Source organism: Bordetella genomosp. 6 (assembly GCF_002119705.1).
Classification (GTDB): Bacteria; Pseudomonadota; Gammaproteobacteria; order Burkholderiales; family Burkholderiaceae_B; genus Bordetella; species Bordetella bronchiseptica_F.
In genome coordinates this window covers 3,606,026-3,625,336 of record NZ_CP021107.1, presented here as the reverse complement: position 1 = coordinate 3,625,336, position 19,311 = coordinate 3,606,026, and the positions used below count along the sequence as shown (strand labels likewise).

General features: G+C 68.2%; 16 protein-coding genes. 7 read left to right on the top strand and 9 right to left on the bottom strand.

Annotation, left to right across the window (positions count from 1 at the left end; genetic code table 11):
- Positions 1-106: 106 nt before the first annotated feature.
- From CAL11_RS16995 to CAL11_RS16970, 6 genes are all read right to left on the bottom strand, one after another.
- Positions 107-751 carry a histidine phosphatase family protein gene (locus CAL11_RS16995; protein ID WP_086093601.1) on the bottom strand — a complete coding sequence of 215 codons (645 nt, stop codon included), beginning with the start codon at positions 749-751 and terminating at the stop codon, positions 107-109.
- 10 nt (positions 752-761) lie between these two features.
- Entirely contained in the window at positions 762-1,661 is a 900-nt protein-coding gene (locus tag CAL11_RS16990) for a LysR family transcriptional regulator (RefSeq protein ID WP_033462766.1), read from the bottom strand.
- A 47-nt stretch (positions 1,662-1,708) separates the two neighbouring features.
- The gene (locus CAL11_RS16985) at positions 1,709-2,794 is read right to left on the bottom strand and encodes an ABC transporter ATP-binding protein (protein ID WP_033462765.1); all 1,086 of its coding nucleotides are present in this window, start codon (positions 2,792-2,794) and stop codon (positions 1,709-1,711) included.
- The gene (locus tag CAL11_RS16980) at positions 2,791-4,500 is read right to left on the bottom strand and encodes an ABC transporter permease (RefSeq protein ID WP_033462764.1); all 1,710 of its coding nucleotides are present in this window, start codon (positions 4,498-4,500) and stop codon (positions 2,791-2,793) included. The genes CAL11_RS16985 and CAL11_RS16980 overlap by 4 nt, the downstream gene beginning before the upstream one ends.
- A 79-nt stretch (positions 4,501-4,579) precedes the next feature.
- Positions 4,580-5,902, bottom strand: a complete 1,323-nt coding sequence (locus CAL11_RS16975; RefSeq protein WP_086093600.1) for an extracellular solute-binding protein — start codon at positions 5,900-5,902, stop codon at positions 4,580-4,582.
- A 100-nt stretch (positions 5,903-6,002) separates the two neighbouring features.
- On the bottom strand, positions 6,003-6,320 hold the full coding sequence (locus CAL11_RS16970; protein ID WP_086093599.1) for a hypothetical protein: 318 nt from the start codon (positions 6,318-6,320) through the stop codon (positions 6,003-6,005).
- A gap of 133 nt (positions 6,321-6,453) precedes the next feature.
- Between CAL11_RS16970 and CAL11_RS16965 the strand changes: the two genes are divergently transcribed.
- On the top strand, positions 6,454-7,767 hold the full coding sequence (locus CAL11_RS16965; protein WP_033462761.1) for a solute carrier family 23 protein: 1,314 nt from the start codon (positions 6,454-6,456) through the stop codon (positions 7,765-7,767).
- A gap of 28 nt (positions 7,768-7,795) precedes the next feature.
- On the opposite strand, the gene CAL11_RS16960 is transcribed toward CAL11_RS16965, so the two are convergent.
- The gene (locus CAL11_RS16960; protein WP_086093598.1) at positions 7,796-9,433 is read right to left on the bottom strand and encodes a methyl-accepting chemotaxis protein; all 1,638 of its coding nucleotides are present in this window, start codon (positions 9,431-9,433) and stop codon (positions 7,796-7,798) included.
- Between the two features lie 618 nt (positions 9,434-10,051).
- Here CAL11_RS16960 and greA point away from each other — a divergent pair.
- Positions 10,052-10,528: a transcription elongation factor GreA gene (greA, locus tag CAL11_RS16955; RefSeq protein ID WP_003809615.1), complete on the top strand. Its 477-nt coding sequence runs from the start codon at positions 10,052-10,054 to the stop codon at positions 10,526-10,528.
- A 354-nt stretch (positions 10,529-10,882) separates the two neighbouring features.
- Here greA and CAL11_RS16950 read toward each other — a convergent pair whose 3' ends face one another.
- Positions 10,883-11,485, bottom strand: a complete 603-nt coding sequence (locus CAL11_RS16950; protein ID WP_068925431.1) for a YhbY family RNA-binding protein — start codon at positions 11,483-11,485, stop codon at positions 10,883-10,885.
- Between the two features lie 18 nt (positions 11,486-11,503).
- Here CAL11_RS16950 and CAL11_RS16945 point away from each other — a divergent pair, with 18 nt between their 5' ends.
- The 5 genes from CAL11_RS16945 (at position 11,504) to CAL11_RS16925 (ending at position 17,491) form a co-directional block, all read left to right on the top strand.
- Positions 11,504-12,136, top strand: coding sequence for an RlmE family RNA methyltransferase (locus tag CAL11_RS16945; RefSeq protein WP_010930175.1), 633 nt, complete (start codon positions 11,504-11,506; stop codon positions 12,134-12,136).
- A gap of 237 nt (positions 12,137-12,373) precedes the next feature.
- A complete protein-coding gene (gene ftsH, locus CAL11_RS16940; RefSeq protein WP_086093597.1) occupies positions 12,374-14,260 on the top strand; it encodes an ATP-dependent zinc metalloprotease FtsH in 1,887 nt (628 codons plus the stop codon).
- An 18-nt stretch (positions 14,261-14,278) separates the two neighbouring features.
- Positions 14,279-15,121, top strand: coding sequence for a dihydropteroate synthase (gene folP / locus CAL11_RS16935; RefSeq protein ID WP_033460043.1), 843 nt, complete (start codon positions 14,279-14,281; stop codon positions 15,119-15,121).
- The gene (gene glmM, locus CAL11_RS16930) at positions 15,118-16,476 is read left to right on the top strand and encodes a phosphoglucosamine mutase (protein WP_068925434.1); all 1,359 of its coding nucleotides are present in this window, start codon (positions 15,118-15,120) and stop codon (positions 16,474-16,476) included. Before folP ends, glmM begins: the two co-directional genes overlap by 4 nt.
- Before the next feature lie 220 nt (positions 16,477-16,696).
- Positions 16,697-17,491, top strand: a complete 795-nt coding sequence (locus CAL11_RS16925; RefSeq protein WP_086093596.1) for a GNAT family N-acetyltransferase — start codon at positions 16,697-16,699, stop codon at positions 17,489-17,491.
- A 171-nt stretch (positions 17,492-17,662) separates the two neighbouring features.
- On the opposite strand, the gene ppx is transcribed toward CAL11_RS16925, so the two are convergent.
- The gene (ppx, locus tag CAL11_RS16920) at positions 17,663-19,156 is read right to left on the bottom strand and encodes an exopolyphosphatase (RefSeq protein WP_033460037.1); all 1,494 of its coding nucleotides are present in this window, start codon (positions 19,154-19,156) and stop codon (positions 17,663-17,665) included.
- Between the last annotated feature and the right edge of the window lie 155 nt (positions 19,157-19,311).

Below are 19,311 nucleotides of genomic sequence, written 5' to 3'. Positions count from 1 at the left end.
CCCGTGCAACGCGTCTGTCCCAGCGGGGACAGATACCGTCCTGGCAGTCCACCGTTCATAGCCTACGACGGTGTGCCTGTCCCAACGGGGACAGGCACGCCGACGGTCAGGGGGTTACGTCATTGCCGGTTTCGGCGCCGATGTGCTCGACATCGCCCCAGCCCAGGATTTCCCATTTGCGCCGTTCGATCGCGACGCGGTTGATGCTGACGTTGAGCAGCGCGGCGTAGCGCGGGGCGTCCAGGGGCACGCCGCTGGCATGGCGCCAGATGATGTCGAGCGCGCCGCCGTGCGTGACGGCCAGGATGCGCTCGCCGGCGTGGCGGGCCGCCAGGTCGTCGACGGTGGCGACGATGCGCGCCTGGAACTGCCCCAGCGTCTCGCCGCCTTCCAGCGGACGCAGCGGATCGCGGCTGCGCCAGGCCTGCGCGGCCTGCGGCGCCTGCTGCTCCAGGTTTTCCATTTCCAGCCCTTCCAGCACGCCGAAGCCGCGTTCGCGGATGCCCGGCTCGGTGCGTACGCGCAGGTCCAGCGCGGCCGACAGCGAGGCGGCCGTATCGTGCGCGCGCTTGAGATCGCTGCTGTAGAGCGCCGCGAAAGGGTGTTCGCTGGCCGTATCGCGCAGCCGCTCGGCCAGCAGGCGGGCCTGTTCGCGGCCGGATTCGTTCAGCGGGATGTCCTGCCAGCCTTGCAGGCGGCGTTGGCGGTTCCAGTCGGTTTCGCCGTGTCGGATGAACCAGATCTCAGTCATGCGCTTGTATTCATGTGGCCACGGCGGCGCCGGGCTTCCAGATTTTTTGAATCATGGAGATTAACGCGACCAGCATGGGTTCGCCAGCCTGCTCGGGCGCAGCGATGAAACCCAGCGTGGCGTCGGCGCGCGCCTGCCCCCACACGATGAAGTCGCCGGCGGCCGCTCCGGCCAGGGCGGTTTCCTCGCGCAGCAGGGCGCAGCCGGCGCCGGCGCGCACCAGCGCGTCCAGGTTGGACTGGTCGTCGTTCTGCATCACCACCCGCGGCGCCAGGCCGTGCCGCTCGAACATGTCGCGCAGCAGCAGGTGCAGGTGGCTGCCGGATGGGCCGTCCAGCCAGGGCAGCTGGGCGATCTCGCGCCAGCCGGCGCGCTTGAGGGTATCGGCCAGCGAGGCGGGCAGGGCGATGCGGTAGCGCACGCTGCGCAGGGCATGCCAGGTCACGCCGCGCGGCGGGTGCGCGACGATGGTCAGCGCGCCGGCCAGGCGCGCGGTGCCGACTTGTTCGAGCAGCCCGGTGGCCGGCAGCACGTGGGTCTTCAGTTCCACCAGCGGCAGGCGCTGTCGCAGCGCGGCGGCCAGCTCGCCCAGGCGCAGGAAGTCGGGCTGCTCGCTCGGCACGCCCAGGTCGATCACGCCCTGCAGCTGGCCTTGCAGCTGGCGGGCCTCGGACCTGAGCTGGGCGCCCAGCACCAGCAGCGCCTCGGCGGTCGGCAGCAGCGCTTCGCCGGCCTTGGCCAGGCTCAGCCGGCCCGCGGCCCGGTCGAACAGCGCCACGCCCAGGCTCTGCTCCAGCGCCTTCAGTTGGGCGGTGACGGCGGGCTGGGTCAGCGACAGCGCTTCGGCGGCCTTGGTCAGGTTGCCCAGGCGGGCGACGGTGACGAAGGCGCGGATCTGGTAGATCTCCATGGCCGCAGTCTACGGCGAGCCGGGGGCCCGGCGCGAGCGGGGCGCGTTCATGCCGCCAGCAGCCTGATCTGGGTGGGCTCCAGGCCCACCGCCACGGGCGCGCCGATGGGAAACGGCGACAGGCCGGCCAGGTGATGCTGGTCGGCCGTCAGGCGCTGTTCGCCCACCTGCACCTGGTAGCGGGTGAACTCGCCCAGGAACTCGCTGCTTTCGACCACGCCGGGCAGCCACACATAGCGCGCGTCGCCCGTGCCGTCGGCCATTTCGATCAGCACCGTGTGGGGCCGGAAACTGGCCGCCAGCCGCCCGGCCTGCGGCGCGTCGCCATTGACCGGCAGGTGCAGCTCGCCCACGCCGTCGACGGCCAGCACCACGCCGCCGCGCGAACGCTCGCGCACCTCGCCTTCCAGCACGTTCATGGTGCCGACGAAGTTGGCGACGAAGCGGTTGACCGGATAGTCGAACAGCGTGCTGGGCGAACCGATCTGCTGCACCACGCCATGGTCCAGCACCGCCATGCGGTCGGCCGTGGTCATGGCTTCTTCCTGGTCATGCGTGACGAAGATGGTGGTGATGCCCAGCCGCCGCTGCAGCGAGAGCAGGTCCTGGCGCATCTGCACCCGCAGCTTCTTGTCCAGGTTGGACAGGGGCTCGTCCAGCAGCAGCACCTGCGGCTCGATGACGATGGTGCGCGCCAGCGCCACGCGCTGCTGCTGGCCGCCGGACAGCTGGTTGGGACGGCGCCGCCCGAAGTCGGCCAGGCCCACGAGCTCCAGCGCGGCGGCGACCTTGTCGCGGATCTCGGCGCGCGGCAGGCGCCGCTCGACCAGGCCGAACGCGACGTTGTCCCACACCGTCATGTGCGGCCATAGCGCATAGTTCTGGAACACCATGCCGATGTTGCGGTTCCAGGGCGGCGTGGCGCCGATATCGCGGCCATCGACCAGCAACTGCCCATGGCTTTGCCGGTTGAAGCCGGCGATCAGGCGCAGCAGGGTGGATTTGCCCGACCCCGACGGGCCGAGCAGGGCGAAGAATTCACCGGGCTCGATATGGACGTTGATGTCCTTGAGGACTTCGTTCCTGCCATAGGAAAGCCGGATGTTGCGGCATTCGACGCTGACTTTCTTCATGAGGATTCCCCGCTGCGCGCCGGCCGCTGGCGCGCCGAGGCGCGCTCGACCAGCAAGTGAGACACGTAGGTTCCGATGCCGACCGCGACCACGGCCAGCACGCCCAGCGCCGCGCCCGGGCCGCGCCCGGCGGCGCTTTGCATGTACAGGTAGATGCCGTAGCTCATGGGCGCCTGGCTGTCGCGCGTGACCAGCATGATGGTGGCCGACAGCTCGACGGCGGCGGTGATGAAGCTGGTGACGAAGCCGGCCAGCATGCCGCCGGCCATCAGGGGCACGACGATGCGGCGGATGGTGCGCAGCCGGCTGGCTCCCAGCGACTCGGCCGCCTCTTCGAGCGACACGTTGATCTGCTGCAGGGCCGCCACGCACGAACGCAGCGCATAGGGCAGCCGCCGCACCGAATAGGCGATCATGATCAGCACCCAGGACGAGGTCAGCAGCACGCCGGTGCCCGGGATTTCCACGCCGCGGAAGGTGCGCAGGTAGCCGATGGCCAGCACGATGCCCGGAATCGCCAGGGCCGCCGAGGCGATGAAGTCCAGCCACTGGCGCGCCGGCAGGCGGGTGCGCAGCATCAGGTAGGCGATGGCGGTGCCCAGCACGACGTCGACGCCGGCGGCCAGGCCGCAGTACAGCAGCGTATTGGCGATCATGCCCTGCGACTCGGTGAAGACCGCGGTGTAGTGGGCCAGCGTGTAGCCGTCGGGCAGCGGCGCATAGCTCCAGACGCTGGCCAGCGACAGCAGCAGCACGCCCAGGTGGGGCGAGAGCACCAGCAGCAGTACCGCGCCGATCCAGGCATAGGCCAGCACCGACTCGACCGGGCGCAGCCGGCGCTTGTGGATGGCATTGCCGCCCTTTTGCAGGGTCGAGTAGTCCTTGCCCTTGAGCACGCGGGCCGACAGCCACAGCGCCAGGATGGAAAAGCCGATCATGATCACGCTGATCACGTAGCCCAACGGGTCTTCCAGCCCGACCTGGGTGATGCGCAGATAGGCCTGCGGCGCCAGCATGTTGGTGGTGCCCAGCACCAGCGGCGTGCCCAGGTCGTCGAATACCTTGACGAACACCAGCGAGGTGCCGGCCAGGTAGCCGGGCAGCGCCAGCGGAAAGATGATGCGGCAGAACAGGCGGAACCCGCGCGCCCCCAGGTTGAAGGCGGCTTCCTCCATCGAGCCGTCGATATTGCGCAGCGCCACCACCAGGTTCATCAGGATGAACGGGAAGTAATGCAGCGACTCGACGAAGATGACGCCGTTCAGCCCGTCCATGAAGGGCAGGGTGATGCCGAGCCAGTCGTCCAGCAGCAGGTTGACGCTGCCCGAGCGGCCGAAGATCAGCTGCATGGCCACCGCGCCCACGAACGGCGGCATGATCAGCGGCAGCACGCCCAGGGTCTGGATCAGCAGCGCGCCGCGGAACTCGAAGCGCACCGTGAAGTAGGCCAGCGGCACCGCGATCAGCGAGGCCAGCAGCGACGACCAGCCGGCCACGTACAGGCTGTTGAAGAAGGCCTCCTTCATGAGCGGCTGGTTGAAGAAGGCGCCGAAGTGGCCCAGCGTGAAACTGCCGTCGGCGTTGACGAAGGCGGTGTAGAACACCGTGCCCACCGGAAACACCAGGAACAGCGCCAGGAAGGCGAGCACCAGCAAGGCGGCCAGCGCCGGCCCCGCGGGCAGGCGGAAAGTACCCGTAGAGGTCATGAAGATCCCGGATGTGAACGGACGAGGGCCACCCCGCGGGGCGGCGCGTGCGGCGCGCCCCGCGGGGTGGCGGCGGCGCCTAGAGCGCGGCCGCTTCGCGCGCCAGCTTCTGCGCTTGCTCGTAGTTGGCGCGGGCCTTGCCGTTCCACTCGCCTTCGAGCTGCGTGATCTGCTGGTTGACGGCGGCGTCCTTCTTGTTGCCGGCGAACAGCTTGAGGAATGCCGGGTCGGCGGCGCGCTTGGCGTCGACCAGCGGCGCCCAGGCCAGCTGGCGCGCCTGCGCCAGCAGCTCGGCCGCCTTGCCTTGTGCGGCGCGTTCGCCCAGCTTGGCCTGGGCGTCGTAGATGGCCTTGGTGGCCGCCTGCAGCTCCTTGAGCCGGAAGGTGATGGTCTGGTCGAACAGGCTCTGGACCACGTAGTAGCGCGCCTGCGACAGGTCGGCGTCGAAGTGCACCTTGCTGCGCTTGGCGATCTCGGCCGGGTCGGGATAGCCCGGCGGGATCTTGCCGGCCAGCGCCGAGTACGGCAGCACCGGCAGGCGCGAGATCTTCGGCTCCAGCAGCAGCTCCTGGCCGGCCTGGCTGAGCGTGAAGGCGATGAACTTCTTGCCTTCCTCGGTGTTCCTGGCTCCCTCGATCAGGGCGATGTTGGCCGGCACGATGGCGGTCTCGGACGGATAGACGAAATCGACCGGGAACTTGGAGTACTTGCTGGACAGGCCGAAGAAGTCGATCACCGGGCCGGCGCCGAACTGGCCGTTGTTCACGCCGTCGGGCACGCCGAAGGAGCGCTCGGTGACCGCGCTGGCGTTGCCCGACATGCGCAGCAGGGTGCTCCAGCCATCATCCCAGCCTTCGCCTTGCAGGATCGTCTCCACCGTCAGGTGCATGGTGCCCGAGCGCGACGGCGCGGTGATCCCCACGTGGCCGAACCAGTGCGGCGCCAGCAGGTCCTTCCATTCGACCGGCGCGGGCAGCTTGTTGGCCTTGATGTAGCGGGTGTTGTAGATGATGCCGTAGCCGGCCAGCGCCTGGCCCATGTACATGCCAGAGGGGTCGTTGATCGGGTAGCTGCCGATCTTGTCGGGCACGGCCGGGTTGGCCACGTCAGGCGCCTTGGCCAGCAGCTTGTCGCGGCCCAGCACCTCGAAGGCGTCGGGCGCGCTGGCCCAGAACACTTCCGGACGCTGGCCGGGCGGGGTTTCGCGCACGAAGGCGATGCCCGACACGGTGTTCTTGTTGAGGATCTCCAGCTTGATGTCCGGATGGGCCTTCTCGAAGGCCGCCTTGTAGGCCTGGGTCAGGTCCTTGGGGAAAGACGTGATGACCGTTACCGTGCCGGCCAGGGCCGGCGCGCAGGCAGCCATGATGGCCGCTGCGAGGATTGGGCGCAACGCTTGCATGGGTCTCCTCCTTTTTTGAGTTGTGGCAAGACCTTAATGCCCGCGTACCCCCGAGTCCAATCAGAAATTTTGATGCGCGCCATCAACGGCGCGGCCAGCTTCAGCGGGCCGCCAGCCGCTGCGCCAGGCGCAATTGCTCCTCCAGGATCTTCTGGATCTGCCCCTGGATGGCGAAGGCCTGGCGGTTCAGGTCCTGCAACTGCCGGGCCTTGTGCTCGGCGGTGGCGTTGCTTTCGCGCACCTGGCGCATCTGGCGCATGATGGCCGCCAACTGGCGCTGCAGGGCCTGCAGCGCCTCGGCCGCGGGGCTGCCGGCCTCGTCCTTTTCGCCCGCGGCGGCGGCGCGGTCGCGCAACCGCCTGGCGTACTGGTCGAAGGCGCCGGCGGAGATGCGCGATGAAATGGAACTGACGGTCATGGTGGCGGCGCCCGCGTCGATTAGGGTTAGTCCTTAATACGGCAGGCGCGCGGACAAACTTAAACATATTGCTGCGCGCTTCCGACCCCCCTTACACTTGCGCCGCCCATCCCTTCAACTTCCACGCACACATATGTCCAATACCTATTTCCCGCGCTGGCGGCTGGCCGACGACACCGTGCCGGGCGCCGTCATCGCGCCCGACGAACGCCTGTCCTGGCCCAAGAACATCGCCATGGGGGCCCAGCACGTGGTCGCCATGTTCGGTTCCACCGTGCTGGCGCCGCTGCTGATGGGTTTCGACCCCAATGTGGCGATCCTCATGTCCGGCATCGGCACGCTGATCTTCTTCCTGTTCGTCGGCGGCCGGGTGCCCAGCTACCTGGGTTCCAGCTTCGCCTTCATCGGCGGGGTGGTGGCGGTCACCGGCTATGTGGCGCCCGGCGCCAATGCCAATATCGGCGTGGCGCTTGGCGCGATCATCGCCTGTGGCCTGGTGTACGCGCTGATCGGCCTGGTCGTATGGGCGGCCAGCGCGCGCGGCAACGGGGCGCGCTGGATCGAGGCCATGATGCCGCCGGTCGTCACGGGCGCGGTGGTGGCCGTGATCGGCCTGAACCTGGCGCCGATCGCCGCCAAGGGCGCCATGGGCTCGTCCGGCTTCGAGGCCAGCATGGCGTTGGCCACCATCCTGTGCGTGGGCGGCATCGCCGTCTACACGCGCGGCATGGTGCAGCGGCTGCTGATCCTGGTCGGCCTGGTGCTGGCCTGCGTCATCTACGCGGTCTGCGCCAACGGCCTGGGGCTGGGCGCGCCCATGGATTTCGCCAAGGTGGCCGCCGCGCCCTGGTTCGGTCTGCCGACCTTCGCCGCGCCCGTATTCGAGCCGCAGGCCATGGGCCTGATCGTGCCGGTGGCCATCATCCTGGTCGCCGAGAACCTCGGCCACGTGAAGGCGGTCGCCGCCATGACCGGGCAGGACCTGGACCGCTACATGGGCCGCGCCTTCGTGGGCGACGGCGTGGCGACCATGGTCTCCGGCGCCGTCGGCGGCACCGGCGTGACCACCTACGCCGAGAATATCGGCGTGATGGCCGTGACGCGCATCTATTCCACGCTGGTGTTCGTGGTGGCGGCCGTGATCGCGCTGGTGCTGGGGTTCTCGCCCAAGTTCGGCGCGCTGATCCAGACCATCCCCGGCCCCGTGCTGGGCGGCATGTCGGTCGTGGTGTTCGGCCTGATCGCCATCGCCGGCGCGCGCATCTGGGTGGTCAACCAGGTCGATTTCAGCGACAACCGCAACCTGATCGTGGCCGCCGTGACCCTGGTGCTGGGCGCGGGCGATTTCAGCGTCAGGCTGGGCGATTTCTCGATGAACGGCATCGGCACCGCCACGTTCGGCGCCATCATCCTGTACGCCGTGCTGGGCCTGGCGCGCCGCCGCTGACGGCGCGCCGGCGCGGCCCGGGCGGCGCTCAGTGGGCCGCGGCCGGCGGCAGGGCGGCATGGCCGCCCGCCGGCCCGGCCAGCGGCGCGGCGGCGACGTCGATGATGGCGCCGCCTTGCGTCCTGAAGACCGCCGCCGCGGCCGCCAGGTGGCGGGCCTGTTCTTCCATGGCCGTGGCCGCCGCCGCGGCCTGTTCGACCAGCGCGGCATTCTGCTGGGTGGTTTCGTCCATTTGCGAAATCGCCAGGCTGACCTGATCGATGCCGCTGGCCTGCTGGGCCGAGGCGGCCGAGATCTCTCCCATGATGTCGGCCACGCGCTGTACCGAGGCCACCACCTCGTCCATGGTGCCGCCGGCGCTGGCGACCTGTTGCGAGCCGGCGCGCACCGTCGCCACCGAACTCTCGATCAGGATCTTGATCTCCTTGGCCGCCTGCGCGGCGCGCTGGGCCAGGCTGCGCACCTCGCCCGCCACCACCGCGAAGCCCTTGCCCTGCTCGCCGGCGCGCGCCGCCTCGACCGCGGCGTTCAGCGCCAGGATATTGGTCTGGAAGGCGATGCCGTCGATGACCGTGACGATGTCGGCGATCTGGCGCGAACTCTCGGAGATGCCGTGCATGGTCTGCACCACCTGCGCGACCGACTCGCCGCCGCGTTGCGCCACCTGCATGCTGACGGCGGCCAGCTGATTGGCTTGCGCGGCATTGTCGGCGTTCTGCTTGACCGTGGTGGACAGTTCTTCCATCGTGGCCGCGGTTTCCTCCAGGGCGGCCGCCTGCTCCTCCGTGCGGCTGGACAGGTTGGCGTTGCCGGCCGAGATCTCGGCCGCGCCGACGTTGATCTCGTCGACGCCGCGGCGCATGACGGCGATGGTGCGCGTCAGGCCTTCCTGCATGCGCTTGAGCGCCGCGAACAGCGCGCCGATCTCATTGCCCGAGCGCACCTCGATGCGCGCGGTGAGGTCGCCGTCGGCGATGCGGTCGAAATGGCGGCCGGCCTCCAGCAAGGGGCGCAGCACCGCGCGGCGCACGAACAGCCAGCCGGCCAGGGTCAGCAACGCGCCCAGCGCGGCCAGCGCGATGACGCTCCAGCGCGCCATGACATGGGTGGTTTCGGCGCCGCTGCGTACCTCGTCGCTGTGGGCCTGGACCCTGGCCAGGAAGGCTTCCATGTCGCGCTGGAAAACATGTTCCGCCTGCTGCGCGCGGTTCATGGCGGCCAGGGCGGGTTCGGCCTGGCCGGCGTCGACGGCGGCGGCCAGCTCGTCCAGCACCGCCTGGTAGGCGCGCCAGCGCGTCTGCAGGGTCGCGGCCAGCTCGGCCGCGGCTGGCTCCTTGGGCACGTCCACGTAGCGCTGGAATTGCGTGGCCGCCTGGCGCTGGGCCGCGCCGGCCTGCTGGTGCAGCGTCGCCACCGGGTCCAGGTGATTGGCCTGCAGGTTGGCCAGGGCCTCCAGCAGGGCGACGCGGGCGCGCAGCGCCGCGCCGCTGGCCTCGAACAGCGGGTCGACCTGGTTGACGGCGACCTGATTCAACCCCTCGATCTCGGCGGCGCTCCTGCCCGCGTTGCGCCACGTCAGGGCGCCCGACAGCATCAGCACCACCAGGAAACACGCGAATACCGCCACCATCGCGGTGCGGACCTTGATCCTTTCAAGCATGGGCATCTCCTGGGTAGGGTCTTGCGCAATAAACGTTGACGAGGTGCGCGGCGCGTCCGCGCGGAAAGGCTCGGGCCGTGACGGGCGTGCTGCCGGGGAATTCGTCTTAAACAATCGATATTCGGTATTAATTTGTTATTTGTAGTTATATATACGAATATTCATACCCGGATTTGCCCTAAGTTGGTGCGTTTTTTGGCGTGTGCTTTTGATCGTCCGCCCGTCAGACAAATGAAGGACCCCACGCCAACGCCAGGCCCACGGCGCGATCGGCGGCCAACACGCAGGTTTTGTGGCTTTTCCGCAGCCAACATGCGCCGAAACCTACGCCTGGCTTACAGGCTTGCAATTCCGCTGGACTTTGCCGACAATGTCATCTGATTGCCCCGGTTCCGACCCGAGCCGGGGTTTTGTTTTGGTCGACGCTTGGCCGCCGGGTGCGGCAGGCCGATCAAAGAGGAGACAGCAAAGGGGAGCCTCGGTCGGGTTCGACCTTGTCTCGTCTTTTGTTCGCCTGTCTTTCCGCAACGGCCCGCCTGCTTCATGGCGAGGCCACACACCAAGCCGAGACCTTCACCGAAACGCTCCGTCGGGGGCGTTTTCTACTTTTGTTTGGGAAACGACATGTCTGCCATTCCTTTGACCGTGCGCGGGGCCGAGCGCTTGCAGCAAGAACTGCATCGGCTTAAGACCGTTGAGCGTCCTGCGGTGATCAGTGCCATTGCGGAGGCGCGTGCGCAGGGTGATTTGTCGGAAAATGCCGAGTACGACGCCGCCCGCGAACGCCAGGGCTTCATCGAAGGCCGGATCTCCGAACTCGAGGGCACGCTTTCGAACGCGCACCTCATCGATCCGACGGCGCTCGACGCCGAAGGCCGTGCCGTGTTCGGCGCGACCGTGGAAATCGAAGACCTCGACTCGGGCGACCGCCTGACCTACCAGATCGTGGGCGACGTCGAAGCCGACATCAAGTCCAACCTGATTTCGGTCTCCAGCCCGGTGGCCCGCGCCCTGATCGGCAAATCCGAGGGCGATGTGGTCGAAGTGAAGGTGCCGGCTGGCGTGCGCGAGTACGAAGTCATCGGTGTGCGTTATCTCTGACGCCGATTCCGCCCCCCTGCATACCCATGGCCAATGACCGACGCCGTTTCCACCATCAGCCAGCCGCTTGCGGCCAGGCGGGGTGGCACAGCCGCAGCCGTCGCGCTGCAGGCGTCCCGGATGCGATATCCCGGGCTCCGGTCGTGGCCAGCGTATTCCCCTGCTCGGCCGTCAACGGCTTGGGGGGCGCGGTATTCATCCGAATTCCTGAACGCCGGGCCGTGCGCCCGGCGTCTGCATCGTTGTCGCGCCGCGACGCACGGAACGTGCCGTCGGGCGCCGCAACGCGGGGCCGCGCCGCCTAGGCGGCCAGCCTGAAGCCGGCCGGCCCGTCCGGGCCGGCCAGATCAAGTACTATCGCTTGTTTGCCCGTGCGGCCTTGCGGCCGGCCAGGCCGCCGCGTGCTCCGGCGCGCAGGCTCAGCGCGCTGCCGCTGCGGCGCGGAATGGCGTGCCCCGGCGCTGCCTTGCGCGTGGACGGGCGCGCCGGACGGCCGGCCTGGTTCAGGTCGTCGCGGCCGGGGCGTGCGCCGGCGGCGGGCGCGGCCGGTTCGGCGGCCTTGCGCGCCGGGCGCGTCTTGGTCAGGCGCTTGCCTTCGGCGGCCATCTTCTTGGGCGTATGGGGCTCGGAAGGGCGGCGCCTGGCGGGCGTGTCGGCGGCGGCCTTGGCCGCGGCCGCGCGCAGGTCGGGACGGAACAGGATCAACGTCTTGCCCAGGTGATGCACCGCGGCGCACGACAGCGTGTCGCAGATCGTGGCCAGCATGGCTTCGCGCGCCTCGCGATCGTCGCCGCCGGCCCGCACCTTGATCAGCTCGTGGGCGGTCAGGGCCAGGTCGATTTCCTTCAGGACGGCGTCGGTCAGGCCGTTGTCGCCGATCAGGACGACAGGGCGCAATGGGTGGGCGGCGGAGCGCAAGTCGCTGCGTTCGCGAGAGGTAAGTTCTAATATAGGCATGCTTGGAATTGTACGGTAATGGCCAAGAATAAATTCTCCAAAGACTGGATTCACCAGCACATCAACGACCCCTATGTGAAACTGGCGCAACAGAAGGGCTACCGGGCCCGCGCCGCCTTCAAGCTGCTCGAGATCCTGGACGCCGAAAAGCTGATGCGGCGCGGCGACGTCGTGGTCGACCTGGGCTCGGCGCCGGGCAGCTGGTCGCAGGTGGCGCGCGAGCGCCTGGCCGGGCCGGGCGGGGTGGTCGACGGGCGCATCATCGCGCTGGACCTGCTGCCCATGGAGCCGGTGGCCGGCGTGGAGTTCATCCAGGGCGACTTCCGCGAGGAAGAGGTCCTGGAGCAGCTCGCCCGGATGGTGGACGGGCAGCCGGTGGACCTTGTGATTTCCGACATGGCCCCCAACTTGTCGGGGGTGGGCGTGGCGGACTCGGCCCGCATCCAGCATGTCTGCGAGCTTGCGCTCGAATTCGCCTGCGCCCACCTCAAGCCCAACGGGGCGTTGATCGTCAAGGCTTTCCACGGCAGCGGGTTTTCCCAGATCGTGCAGTCGTACAAGCAGCGCTTCAAGCGCGTGGTCGAACGCAAGCCCAAGGCGTCGCGGGACAAATCCTCGGAAACCTTTCTGGTGGCCCGCGATCTGAAGTAACCCATCCACGGCCAACTTGTAACGGTTGGCTGGCCATCCACCCCTCATCCAGCGGCGCAGCCCTTGCCATCAGACAGAATCGGGAAAATTCCCAAACCAAACGAAACGAGGCCTCCTTGCGGGGCCGCAAACGCGATCTGCCCCGACAGGGTAGAATGACTCATTGACAAATTTGTTGGCTGCGCCTTGAGCGCGGGGACGCGGCCACCGGTCGGAATCGAGAGCAGGAGATCGACCTTGAACAATTCGTTTTCTAAAGTCGCGGTCTGGATGGTGATCGCGCTGGTGCTGTTCACGGTGTTTAAGCAGTTCGACGGACGTGCACAGACCCAGGACGGCGTCAGCTACACCCAGTTCATGGACGACGCCAAGGCGGGCCGCATCCGCAAGGTCGACGTGCAGGGCGACGTGCTGTATGTCACGCCGGACGCCGGCCGTCCCTATTCGCTGACGTCGCCGGGCGACCTGTGGATGGTGTCGGACCTGCTCAAGTACGGCGTGCAGGTTTCGGGCAAGGCCCGCGAAGAGCCGTCGCTGCTGATGAGCATCTTCGTGTCGTGGTTCCCGATGCTGCTGCTGATCGGCGTATGGATCTTCTTCATGCGCCAGATGCAGGGCGGCGGGCGCGGCGGCGCGTTCAGCTTCGGCAAGTCGCGCGCGCGCATGCTCGACGAGAACACCAACCAGGTGACCTTCGCCGACGTCGCCGGCTGCGACGAAGCCAAGGAAGACGTCCAGGAATTGGTCGATTTCCTGCGCGACCCCAGCAAGTTCCAGAAGCTGGGCGGCCGCATCCCGCGCGGCGTGCTGATGGTCGGCTCGCCCGGCACCGGCAAGACGCTGCTGGCCAAGGCCATCGCCGGCGAGGCCAAGGTGCCGTTCTTCAGCATCTCGGGCTCCGATTTCGTGGAAATGTTCGTCGGCGTGGGCGCTGCCCGCGTGCGCGACATGTTCGAGAACGCCAAGAAGCACGCCCCGTGCATCATCTTCATCGATGAAATCGACGCGGTCGGCCGCCAGCGTGGCGCCGGCCTGGGCGGCGGCAACGACGAGCGCGAACAGACCCTGAACCAGATGCTGGTCGAGATGGACGGCTTCGAGTCGGGCCAGGGCGTGATCGTCATCGCGGCGACCAACCGCCCCGACGTGCTCGATCCGGCGCTGCTGCGTCCGGGCCGCTTCGACCGCCAGGTGGTGGTGCCGCTGCCCGACATCCGCGGCCGCGAGCAGATCCTCAAGGTGCACATGCGCAAGGTGCCGCTGTCGCCCAACGTCGACGCCACCATCCTGGCGCGCGGCACGCCCGGCTTCTCCGGCGCCGACCTGGCCAACCTGGTCAACGAGGCGGCCCTGTTCGCGGCGCGCCGCAACGGCCGCACGGTGGACATGTCCGACTTCGAGAAGGCCAAGGACAAGATCATCATGGGCGCCGAGCGCCGCTCCATCGTCATGCCCGAGGAAGAGCGCAAGAACACGGCCTACCACGAGTCCGGCCACGCCATCGTGGCGCGCATGCTGCCCAAGACCGACCCGGTCCACAAGGTCACCATCATCCCGCGCGGCCGTGCGCTGGGCGTGACGATGCAGCTGCCCGAAAGCGACCGCTACAGCATGGACAAGGAGCGCCTGCTCAACACCATCGCGGTGTTGTTCGGCGGCCGCATCGCCGAAGAAATCTTCATGAACCAGATGACCACCGGCGCTTCGAACGACTTCGAGCGCGCCACGGCCATCGCCCGCGACATCGTCACCCGCTACGGCATGACCGACGAGCTGGGCCCCATGGTGTATGCCGAGAACGAAGGCGAGGTATTCCTGGGCCGCAGCGTCACCAAGACCACGCATGTCTCGGAAGCGACCATGCAGAAGGTCGATAGCGAGATCCGCCGCATCATCGACGAGCAGTACGGCGTGGCGCGCAAGATCCTGGAAGACAACCGTGCCCGGGTCGAGGTGATGACCTCGGCGCTGCTCGAATGGGAAACCATCGACGCCGACCAGATCGACGATATCGTCAACGACCGTCCGCCGCGTCCGCCCAAGACGCCGCAGGGCCCGTCCGATACGTCCGACACCCCGCCCACCGGCCTGGCTGCCGGCGGCAATACGGCGGCTGCGGTCTGAGCCTGCTGCTAAGGTTTCATGGCAAATAACTTCCAGTGCGGGCGCTTTGAGTTCGATCTCGAGCGCCCGCTTGTCATGGGCATCGTCAACGTCACGCCGGATTCGTTTTCCGACGGCGGCGAGCATGCCGATACCGACAGCGCCATCGCCCATGCACGCCAGCTGGTCGATGAAGGGGTGCATATCCTGGATCTCGGCGGCGAATCGACGCGGCCCGGCGCCGAGCCGGTCAGCGTCGCCGACGAGCTGGCGCGCATCCTGCCGCTGATCGAAGGCCTGCGCGACTGCGGGGTGCCGCTGTCGATCGACACCTTCAAGCCTGAAGTCATGCGCGCCGTGCTCGACGCCGGCGCCGACATGATCAACGACATCTACGGTTTCCGGCAGCCCGGCGCCATCGACGCGGTGGCGCGCTCGCGGTGCGGGCTGTGCGTCATGCACATGAAGGGCGAGCCGCGCACCATGCAGGAGGCGCCCGAGTACGCCGACCTGATGGGCGAAATCGGCGTCTTCCTGGGGGCGCGCGCCCAGCGGCTGCGCGCCGCCTGGGTCGATCCCCGACGCATCGTGCTGGACCCGGGGTTCGGGTTCGGCAAGACCATGGATCAGAATTATCAGTTGCTGCGCCGCCTGGCCAGCTTGCGCGTCTCCAGCTATCCCCTGCTGGTGGGCGTCTCGCGCAAATCCATGATAGGGGCGGCCACCGGCAAGCCGGTGGGCGACCGCCTGGCCGGCAGCGTTGCCGCCGCGCTGGCATGCGTGGCGCGCGGGGCCGCCATCGTTCGTGTGCACGATGTCGCCGCGACCGTGGATGCGCTAAAAGTCTGGCAGGCGGCCGAACAAGGAGCAGTCCCCACATGAGTCAACGCAAATATTTCGGTACCGACGGCGTGCGCGGCGAGGTTGGCGGCCCGGTGATCAACGCCGCCTTCGCGCTGCGCCTGGGCTATGCCGCCGGCCGTGTGCTGGCGCGCGAGCATCGCGAGCACGCCAGCGGGCGCGGCCGCAACCGGCCGCAGGTCGTGATCGGCAAGGACACCCGCATTTCCGGCTACATGCTGGAATCCGCGCTGGAAGCCGGCCTGTCGGCCGCCGGCATCGACGTGCTGCTGGCCGGGCCCGTGCCGACGCCGGCCGTGGCCTACCTGACGCGCACGCTGCGCCTGGCCGCCGGCATCGTGATCAGCGCCTCGCACAACCCGTACCAGGACAACGGCATCAAGTTCTTCTCCGCCCATGGCATGAAGCTGCCCGACGACATCGAGGCCGCCATCGAGCAGGCGCTGGACGAGCCGCTGGGCTGCGTCGGCTCGGAAGAGCTGGGCCGCGCGCGCCGCATGGCCGATGCGCAGGGCCGCTACATCGAATTCTGCAAGAGCACCTTCCCGCACGACCTGGACCTCAACGGGCTGAAGCTGGTCGTCGACGCCGCCCACGGCGCCGCCTACAACGTCGCCCCGCATGTGTTCCGCGAGCTGGGCGCCGAGGTGCACGCCATCGGCGTCTCGCCCGACGGTTTCAACATCAACAAGGGCGTGGGCGCGCTGCATCCGGAGTCGCTGGCCGAGGAAGTGCGCGCGCGCGGCGCCGACCTGGGCATCGCGCTGGACGGCGACGCCGATCGCCTGCAGATGGTCGACGGCACCGGCCGCATTTACAACGGCGACGAGCTGCTCTACGCCATCGTGCGCGAGCGCATGCAGCGCGGTCCGGTGGCCGGGGTGGTCGGCACCCTGATGACCAACTATGGCCTGGAGCGCCAGCTGCAGCAGATCGGCGTGGGCTTCGAGCGGGCCAACGTCGGCGACCGCTACGTGCTGGAGCAGATGCAGGCGCGCGGCTGGCTGTACGGCGGTGAAAGCTCGGGCCACCTGCTGTGCCTGGACTGCCACACCACGGGCGACGGCACGATCGCCGCCCTGCAGGTGCTGACGGCGCTGCGTCGCGCCGACGCCACGCTGGCCGAATGGGTGGCCGACCTGCGCATGTATCCGCAGAAGATGATCAACGTTCCGCTGGCGCCCGGCCTGGACTGGAAAACCCACGACGGCCTGGCGCGGGCGCGCGGCGCCGTCGAGGCCGAGCTGGCCGGCCGGGGCCGGGTGCTGATCCGCGCCTCGGGCACCGAGCCCAAGCTGCGCCTGATGGTCGAGGCCGAGGACGAAGCGCTGGCGCAGGCCTGCGCCCAGAAGCTGGCCGACAGCCTGGGCGCCTGAGCAAGCCCGGACCTGCCCCGAGGCCCGCCTGACGGCGGGCCTTTTTCGTTGCGCGGACGACGCAGGAACGAAAGGCAATGACTCTGTTTGTATCAAATGGTCAAGTGGGGTCGTATCGCCCTCGGTGGGGCGGCGTAAACTTCATAGTCACGTAACATATCGGTCAGATTACTGACATGACGCGCGGCCACACTGGCAGGACATTTAGGAGTTTCGCGCAATGCTCGAACTAGTACGCATCGATACGGGTTCAACTGCCGCCAACGCATGGCCGGGCGCCGCGCCGCGCACCCTGGCGGTCGGTCTGGCGCGCACCGCGGAGGAGGTCGAGCAGATCCAGCGTCTGCGCTACGACGTCTTCACCGAGGACATGGGCGCCGTGTTTCCCCAGGCGCAGGATGGCGTGGAGCAGGACCGTTTCGACCAGTGGTGTGAACACCTGATGGTGCGCGAACTGGACACCGGACGGGTGGTGGGCACCTACCGCATCCTGACGCCCGAGAAGGCGCGCGAGGCGGGCGGCTATTACTCGGAATCCGAATTCGACCTGTCCGGGCTGGGCGCCTTGCGCGAGCAGCTGGTGGAAGTGGGCCGCTCGTGTACGCATGCCGATTACCGCAACGGCGCGGTCATCATGCTGCTGTGGTCCGGCCTGGCCGAATACCTGCGCCGCGGCGGCTACGAATACGTGCTGGGTTGCGCCAGCGTCAGCCTGCGCGACGATGGCGTGACCGCCGCCGAAGTCTGGCGCAATGTCGCCCGCCACCTCGACGACCCGGCGCTGCCGCGCGTGCGGCCCCTGCACCGCTACCCGATCGAGCGACTGAACAGCACCCTGCCGGCGCGCGTGCCGCCGCTGATCAAGGGCTATCTCAAGCTGGGCGCCAAGGTATGCGGCGAGCCGGCCTGGGATCCGGACTTCAACGCGGCGGACTTCCCGGTGCTGCTGAGCATGGCCGGCATGGACGAGCGCTACCGCCGCCACTTCGGCCTGGACCGCGAAGCCAGGCGCTGACATGCGTCGCACGCTGCGTCGTCTGCGCATCAGGCTGGTGCGGCGGGTGACCCGCCAGATCCGCCTGGAGCTCAAGCAGCTGGAGCGGCAGACCGACCTGACCCTGGACTGAGCCGACGGGGTGCTCGGGAGCCAGTCCCCCTTCGGGGACAGGCTCCCGAAGATCGGGTTTCAGGTTTCCAGCAATTCGAACGAAAAACCGACCTTGCGCCATTCGCTGTCTTCGGCGCGCAGGGTGAAGTCGCTCAGGGGGTGGCGGTTGAGCCAGGCCTGCTGGGCGCGCACCACGATGGATGTGCCCTTGATGGACACGGCCAGCGGCAGCGGGGTGATGTCCTCGCGGCGGCGGAACAGCAGCGCGGCCAGGCGCAGGCACAGGATGGCGATCCACTGGCCGCGGTTGGCCACCAGCGGCTCCAGCTTGCTCAGCTTGCCGTGATGGCCCAGGGCCAGCAGCGCCAGCAATTCCTGTTCGTCGTTGGAAAAGCCCGGCATGTCGGCGTGCTCGAGCACGTAGGCGGTGTGCTTGTGATAGGCGTTGTGGGCGATGGACAGGCCGACCTCGTGCAGGTCGGCCGCCCAGCCCAGCGCCAGCCGCAGCTCGGCGCGTTCGTGGCCGTCGCCGTCGGGCAGCAGGACGTCGAACAGCGCCAGCGCCGCCTGGCGCACGCGCCGCGCCTGGTTGGCGTCGACGTGGTAGCGCTTCATGAATTGCTGCACGGATTCGTGCCGCTTGTCGTGCTCGTCGTCGCGGCCCAGCAGGTCGTACAGCACGCCCAGCCGCAGCGCGCCGTCGCCGGTGTGCATGACGTCGATGTTCAGCTCGTCGAACAGGGCGCTCATGATGGCCAGGCCGCCGGGCAGCACGTCGGCGCGTTCCAGCTTGATGCCGGGCAGCTCGGCCGGGATGACGCGGCCCGAACGGATGATGCGGTCTTTCAGCTTGGCCAGCCCGGCGCGCGTGATGCCGCGGGTGGAAAAGCCGCATTCGGTCAGGATGGCGTACAGCGCCTTGGCGGTGCCCGACGAGCCATAGGCTTCCTTCCAGCCGGTCTTGCGGTATTGCTTGGCGATGACTTCGATTTCGCGCCGCGCCGCCAGCTCGGCCTGCTTCATCTGGTGGCTGTCGACCACGCCGTCGCCGAAGAACTGGCGGCTGAAGCTGACGCAGCCCATGTACAGCGAGGACATCAGGTTGGGCTCGACGCCCTTGCCGATGATGACCTCGGTGGAGCCGCCGCCGATGTCGATCACCAGGCGGCGGTTCAGCGAGGGCGGCAGGCTGTGCGCCACGCCGGAGAAGATCAGCCGCGCCTCTTCGCGTCCGGCGATGACCTCGATGGGAAAGCCCAGCGCCTGTTCGGCGCGGGGCAGGAAATCGCGCGTGTTGCGGGCGACCCGGAACGTGTTGGTGGCGACCGCGCGCACCCGGCTGGGATGGAAACTGCGCAGCCGCTCGCCGAAGCGCTCGAGCACCGCCAGGGCGCGCGCCAGCGCGTCCTCGCCCAGGTTCTTGTCCTGGTCCAGGCCGGCGGCCAGGCGCACGGTCTCCTTGAGGCGGTCGATCTGGTAGATCTGGGCGGTGCCATCCTGCTGGACGACGCGGCCGATGGAAAGTCGAAAGCTGTTGGAGCCGAGGTCGACGGCGGCCAGAAGATGGTCCATGCGGCAGTTGTAATGGGCAGTCAGTTTGCTGGATTATAGAGATGCCATGTGACAGTCATGCCAATGCGGCGTTTTTCCCTTGCAGAACAAGGCATTGGGGGCGTACGCGGCCCTTCCATGCGTCCCCGGTTTGGCGTACGCTATGGGGCATGCCG